Raw genomic sequence first — 6,358 nt, 5'->3', positions numbered from 1 at the left:
CATTATATTTTATTTATAAACATACTATAAGCTTTCCTATTTACTAAATTTTCAGTAAGTTCAATTCTAATATGATTCATATTTCTTTTATTAATGACATACATATTATCATAAAGTTACATTTTTCTTAAATTTCATCTATTTCAAATCTGTGGTGGTATAATAATTTTAAACATGCTTTGTTCGATATTATCTAAATTGTGCAATAAATTTTATTATGAAAATATAATCATCCAAAAAACTTGCTAATGAAAATTTTTTAGTTACAAAACTATGGAAAGGAGATTTTTAGATTACTGAATTTAATCCTACATTTAAAGTAATCTACAGCATAAATATTATGAAAAAATTATTCAAAACATTATTTTTAATACTATTAGCCGTAATAATCGGTACTTCTGCAATATTTTATAAAAGAATATTTTTATTATATGGAATTGCTTCAAAATACATATCACTTGAAAAAGAAATTGACAATCTGGATACCGAATTTAATATTGATCCTATTGAAAATATAGATTATAAAGATATTGTTTATAAGAATACCAATGGTGTTCCATTGACTTTGGATATATATTCACCTTTAAAAAACGTATATGAAAAATCTCCTGTCATACTATATGTACATGGTGGCAGCTGGGCTTATGGAGACAAATCTCTTCCTGTAGCACTCACTCCAGTTCTTGATACATTCAGAGAACAAGGATATACAATAATAAGCACATCATATGAACTTATGAGAGAAAAAGAAGATTTCAGTAAACAGGTAGAAGATGTAAAAGACACTATACGATGGATAAATAAAAATGCTGAACAATATAATCTGGATACATATGAAATCGGACTATTTGGCGTTTCTTCTGGTGCTCATCTTGCAATGATGGCTGCATACACTGATGAAAATGCATTTACTAATTCTGAAGAGCTTAAAACTTATCCATGTAAAGTAAAATATTTGATTGACTTTGCAGGACCTACTGACCTAAGTCTTATAGATACAAGTGATTTGAATTTTGATTTATCAAAAATATTTACTTCAATAACTGATACAGATGAGACAATACAAAAATTCAATCCTATAAATTATGTAACTTCTGATATTCCTAAAACATTGATAATACACAGTAAATCTGACGCACTTGTTCCATTTGAAGGTTCCGAAAAACTTGTAGAAAAATGTGCTCAAGTTCATGCAAAATCAAAATTAATTGCACTTAACAGCAGTTCTCATGATTTATCTGATATATCTAATGATGACATCATAAATATTTCTAAAGGTTTGTTGTTCTTTGTCATTGCAAATTCACCAATATAATTTTTTAAAAATAAAAAAATCACCTGATTTTCGTAATCAGATGATCTTTTTATTTTAATATTCATAACTTTTTGTATTTTCACATAATACTATCTTAACTTTCTTGTCTTCCAACACCTTCTTATAAGAGCATAAAAATTCGTTTAATTCATTATCTGCAAGATCTATATTTTTAGAACTTACTAGTAATACATTTTCACCTTCAAGCATAACTTTAAGGTCATTTTTTTCATTCTTTATAAAATATTCTGACATTGCTTTTGATGTCATTCTGCTCTTATATTTTTCATGAAAGCTTACCGCTTTCTTCATATCACCATAATTAAATTTGGAATTTCCAAAATCTAATTCAGACATTTTAAACTGCTCTTCAATCATAGAAGGATCAAAACCATATCTCTCTAAAAATTTCTTTTGAATATTCATAAGCTTATCTTGAGATATATTATTTTCCTCCATATATTTCATTATATTCTGAGAAAAATCAGCCATATTCATTTTTCCTTCAGCCATCTTATAATACATAGAATATATGTATTCTTCAAATTTATCTACATCTTTATCTTTGACTTTATTTTTGATTTCATTAAAGTCTATTATTCTATCGTTATCTGACATAATATCAACCCTCTCCTTTGTACTATTATATAATAATTTATACTAATAAATCTTCATTTGTTAATGATATTTGATTATTTTATAAATTACTTTATTTATACACATCTATTCTAAGAATCAATAAATTTTTTACAGATATTTCATGATTCATCATAAATTTTTAATTGTATATTATTAACTAGAATATATATATCTTAATATTCTACATTATAAACGAATATTTTCAGCATTATCAAGAAAATTTTATCTATAATCCTTAAACTCAGTCCATGCGTTTTCATATAATTTAAGTTTATCACCTAAATAATTATAACTTTCACATTTGTCTAAAAGTTCCTTTGGCATGTATGCATTAGGATTATTTTTTATTGAATCATCCTGTTCTTCTCTTGCTTCCATTTGAGGTGTTGTATAACCAATTTCATCTGCTGTTTTGAAGGAAGGATCTTTCTCACATAGAAAATTAATAAACTTTTCTGCATTTTCCTTATTTTCAGTACCTTTTGGTATACATAATGAATCAATCCAAAAATTTGCGCCTTCTTTTGGTACCACAAATTTTAAATTATCATGCTCTGCTTCAAGATTCAATCCTTCGCCTGACCACAATATTGATATTGCAGCTTCACCATTTGCCATTTTATCAGTATTATCATCAGATCCTATTGCAAGAAGATTTCCATTCTGTTTAAGTTCTATAAGCTTATCTCTCGCTTCATTTATTTCTTTCTGATCTGTTGTATTCAATGAATATCCCTGCATTTTCAAAACAGCTCCAAGACTATCACGCACACCATCTAAAAGTAATACATTCTTTTTATATTGAGGATCCCATAAAACAGTCCAGCTATCTACAGGTTCACTGACATAATCAGTATTATAGCATATTCCAATTGTTCCTGACATATATGGAACACTATATTCATTTTCCGGATCAAAACTCTTTCCTAAATGATCTGCTGCTATCTTAGACATATTTGGAACATTGTTAAAATCAATTTTCTCCAATCTGTCTTCCTGAATCATTCGCTGTACTAGATAATCTATTGATACTATCACATCATATTGAGAAGCTCCTGCAGTAATCTTATTGTACATTTCTTCTGGTACATCATAAACTTCTTGATTTACATGAATTCCATATTCTTTTTCAAACTCTTCAAGAACTCCTTCTCCTATATTTTCCCCATAATTTATAAAATTAATAGTGGGCTTATCTTGTTTTCCACAGCCATAAAACATACTTCCTGTTATGAATAAACTCATTATTAAGGCTGCTGCTTTTTGTATTTTTTTCATATATATCCTCCTAAAAACATATTTATTTTTAATATTACAATTTACTTAAACATATATACTCTATATAATAAAATCTTATTATACTTAAGAACCTCCTGTTCGTACATCCTCTATGTATATACGATAAAACCTAAATTGTAATAAATATTATATCTTATTTGAATCTATGTTAAAATCTAAATTATGTGTTAGTATAATAGTAATTGATATTTTCAATTATTACAAATAATTCACAAAGTATTTTATATTCTAAATTTCATTCAAAACTGCTCTATTGAAATTTCTCTATAGAAAAAAATAGAACTGTCACATTAAAGACTTAGTTCAATACTAGTTTTATTGTTTGAATTTAAAACAATAAATATTAAATCATTTAAATCTTTATGCAACAGTTCTCTTAAGAACTTTATCAATATTAAATTTTTCTATTTCTGAGTCTGTACAGCTTTTATGTTATCAAATGAAAAACTTGATTCCACAGTCCATGCTCCACTATATCCTTCTGGAACATTTGTATTACACCATATTCCCATTTTTTCAATGTGAGTAAGATCTAATGTTCCTCCATTTTTTCCTTTAAATTCACTGAAAGGTAAAGTCAGCACCTTCTCTTCAGTAGTTCCTGCAAATTCTGGAAGCCATACTTCAAAATCTTCGCCATTTGATGTTATTTGTATTACAAGTTTTTGTCCTTCTCCATCAGGCCTGCACCATAACTGAAGTGCATCACAGTCTGACCAGTCAGCATCTACATTCCTTGTCATTCCAGCCCAGCCTTCTGATGTTTTTTCAATAGAAATCTTATAATTAAATTTTAATTCATACTGATCATTTACTGAACCATTTTCTTTTTCAATAAGTTCTGGATTCAAAGTACATCCAGGACCACAGTTTGTTCCCCATTCAATATCAAGAAGTGATTTTTCTCCTACATAACTTTCAAAATCATCAACTTTTTTAGGATCTTTTACTGGTTCTTCTATATTAAACAAAGCTTTTATTGTATTTAATCTGCTATCCCCATTGCACAATTCTATTGTACCAACTGTTTTGCCTGCTTTATCTAATATATCCTGTGTTATTTCCCCACTGTATATTCCATTTTTCAAAACTGCCTTTACTGTATCTATAACTTTGCCCTCTTTGTTTTTTATAACAAATTTCATATTGCCGCTGCTGTATCCCTTTGCCTTTGCTGTAACTGTTACAGGATTTAATATCCTGCTTCTTGATGATGGATATGTTATAAATCCATATTTATATGCACATTCATCAACATTACTTTCAGTCTTTCTGTAATCTCCTGTCTGATTTGCAAATATTGACTTATCATCATTATAGTAATTTATAAATTCATTTATCATTTCATGTCCTTTTGAATCGTTTACCATATATGGAGCAAAAAAATTTCCTGTATCAAAATTAGCCCATACCATAAAATAAGGCATTGATGATTGTGATATTATATCTGATACTTCACTGGACCAATTCTTATTTGCATTTCCTGATACAGCAGTCGCTTTCCCATTACATATTATTCCAGTTTCTGAAACTGCTGAAATTTTTCCCCTCTTATCAGCCAAATTTTCAACCAACTTAATAGTATTTTCAAAATTCTTCATCCACGGATCATTTACTGTGTCTTCCTGAGGATCATTATGATACATATCAAAAGCTAATACATCAACAAATTCATCTCCTGGATAACGTGACAAATAATCTTCTTCATCTTCAAAAGGACCTCCTGGAGAATATACATATAAGAAATTATGAATATTTTTTGTATCTCTCATATATTCAACTGTATATCTAAATAAATTCTTGTATCCTTCTTCATCACAGAAAGATTTGCCCCACCAGAACCAACTTCCATTGTTTTCATGAAATGGTCTGAATAACACTGGAACTCCTGCATTCTGAAGTTTATCTGCATATGATGCTATCATGTCCAGATACTGAGTATATACTTCATTAAGATCTCCACCAGGCATTATCCTTGAAACTATGTTTCCACTTGTCACATTTGGTGAATAACCTGAAAAATCATATCTGCCATTAACTGTTCCCTTTTGAGCTACCAATTCAAAGTTTGGCATATGTGATGATAAGGTTATAATTCCACCTTCATCTGCTGTTTTTATACTTAAATCTGCCGCTTTTGTAATGAGATCTATTCCTTTTTGTTTTTCTTCATCCGTAAGACTGAGTTCATCTCCAGTTAAAGATAATGTATCAATTCCACATATTCCTGCAATTGAACCTGTTAAATCTTTTGTATCAGAATTTGTTCCACTGTCTTTTAATACAGCTTTATGATGTGTATCATTTTGATGTCCATAAATGACCTTATCTGTTTTTCCTACACCAATTAAATATGAATACAAAGATGAGGCTTCTGAAATAGCCTTATCATCTACAAGCCTGATACCTAATGGTATTTCTAAAGATGATATATCTATTGCTTCTTGTTCCTTTAATTGAGCAGTTTTCTTTACATATACATCCTTTTCTGCTTCTTTTTTAAAAGTGATATTATCAATGTATATACTTCCTTTGTAATCAGTATTGCTTCCTATTATTCCTATAATTACAGAATTCACATTAACATCCTTGCTGTCAAATTCCATTGTTACCACAGCTTTTTTCAAACCATTTTCAAGACTTTCAGTCTTCCCTAAATCTATAGTCGTATTTACATCTGCACAATTATCAATAAATAATTTAGCTTTAAATTCTCCTTTTGTCATATTGTCTGGATTGTATATAAAATCAAAAGTAAGTTTATTATAATTATTAAAATTAATATTATTCTCAAAGGTATTGCTTATTTTAAATTCGCTCCATGAAACAGAATCATCATTAGAATAATCTACATCCAGCTTCAATGCTTTTAAATCATCTGCATAACTAACTCCTTCTTTACCCTTATAATCGTAAGCTCCTCCATACTTCCATCCATCTTCTGAAGTATCAAAATTCCATATTATCTTATCATTATTTTTCTCCATGGCCTGTACACTTAGTTGATTTATAAAAGTTCCTGATGTAGATAATATCATTGCAGCTGCTATTAGCTTTAGTATATTCTTTTTATTCATTATTACATACCTCCTTTATAAGTCAATA

Annotated in this window: 4 protein-coding genes; 1 reads left to right on the top strand and 3 read right to left on the bottom strand. The window is 28.6% G+C overall.

From position 1 onward, the window contains the following. The first annotated feature begins 340 nt into the window (after positions 1-340). Positions 341-1,315: an alpha/beta hydrolase gene (locus tag Q0F58_RS08160; RefSeq protein WP_294374815.1), complete on the top strand. Its 975-nt coding sequence runs from the start codon at positions 341-343 to the stop codon at positions 1,313-1,315. A gap of 54 nt (positions 1,316-1,369) precedes the next feature. Here the strand turns inward: Q0F58_RS08160 and Q0F58_RS08155 are convergent, their stop codons facing one another. The 3 genes from Q0F58_RS08155 to Q0F58_RS08145 form a co-directional block, all read right to left on the bottom strand. After that, entirely contained in the window at positions 1,370-1,933 is a 564-nt protein-coding gene (locus tag Q0F58_RS08155) for a DUF3867 domain-containing protein (protein ID WP_294374813.1), read from the bottom strand. 243 nt (positions 1,934-2,176) lie between these two features. Then, positions 2,177-3,232, bottom strand: coding sequence for a PotD/PotF family extracellular solute-binding protein (locus tag Q0F58_RS08150; RefSeq protein WP_294374810.1), 1,056 nt, complete (start codon positions 3,230-3,232; stop codon positions 2,177-2,179). Positions 3,233-3,657: 425 nt separating this feature from the next. Continuing rightward, positions 3,658-6,330 (bottom strand): glycosyl hydrolase, encoded by a 2,673-nt coding sequence (locus Q0F58_RS08145; protein ID WP_294374807.1) that lies wholly within the window; start codon positions 6,328-6,330, stop codon positions 3,658-3,660. Positions 6,331-6,358: the final 28 nt, after the last annotated feature.

The organism is uncultured Clostridium sp. (genome assembly GCF_934754915.1).
Taxonomy (GTDB): Bacteria; Bacillota; Clostridia; order Clostridiales; family Clostridiaceae; genus Clostridium.
Note: the sequence above shows the minus strand (reverse complement) of the source record. Positions and strands in the feature narration are given on the sequence as shown.

What these genes read in the sequence shown, in the direction of transcription:
- Q0F58_RS08150 (WP_294374810.1), bottom strand. Translation starts at nt 3,232, where the DNA reads ATGAAAAAAATACAAAAAGCAGCAGCCTTAATAATGAGTTTATTCATA.
- Q0F58_RS08160 (WP_294374815.1), top strand. Translation starts at nt 341, where the DNA reads ATGAAAAAATTATTCAAAACATTATTTTTAATACTATTAGCCGTAATA.
- Q0F58_RS08155 (WP_294374813.1), bottom strand. Translation starts at nt 1,933, where the DNA reads ATGTCAGATAACGATAGAATAATAGACTTTAATGAAATCAAAAATAAA.
- Q0F58_RS08145 (WP_294374807.1), bottom strand. Translation starts at nt 6,330, where the DNA reads ATGAATAAAAAGAATATACTAAAGCTAATAGCAGCTGCAATGATATTA.